Source organism: Neisseria sp. P0019.S002, assembly GCF_051957155.1.
Lineage (GTDB): Bacteria > Pseudomonadota > Gammaproteobacteria > Burkholderiales > Neisseriaceae > Neisseria > Neisseria perflava.
Window position 1 is genome coordinate 1 of the sequence record NZ_JBQCWS010000192.1, and the last position, 385, is coordinate 385.

Annotated in this window: 1 protein-coding gene; it reads right to left on the minus strand. The window is 53.8% G+C overall.

All coding sequences use genetic code 11. The annotated features are described in order from the left end of the window. Nucleotides 1-385 (minus strand): Ig-like domain-containing protein (locus tag ACTHTY_RS12255; protein WP_440367897.1); only part of this gene is annotated, 385 nt, incomplete at both ends.

Consider the following 385-nt stretch of genomic DNA (forward strand, 5'->3'; position numbering starts at 1 on the left):
GGTGCTGGTACTTGGTCCAGTGTTGCCTGAAGCATCGGTCCCCGTTCCACTCACCGTACCTGTCGGTTGGTTGATCGCAGAGGTCACTGGTCCATAATTACCTGAACTGTCCACCGCTGTGGTAACTGTGCTGCCATCTGGATAGCGGATTTCAATGTTACTGTTTGGCTCAGCCGTGCCACTGACGCTTACCGAACCATCTGGATTGCCTGTGACATTGACCACTGGTGCTGCTGGATCAATGTTGTCGACATAGTCGGTGCTGGTACTTGGTCCAGTGTTGCCTGAAGCATCGGTCCCCGTTCCACTCACCGTACCTGTCGGTTGGTTGATCGCAGAGGTCACTGGTCCATAATTACCTGAACTGTCCACCGCTGTGGTAACT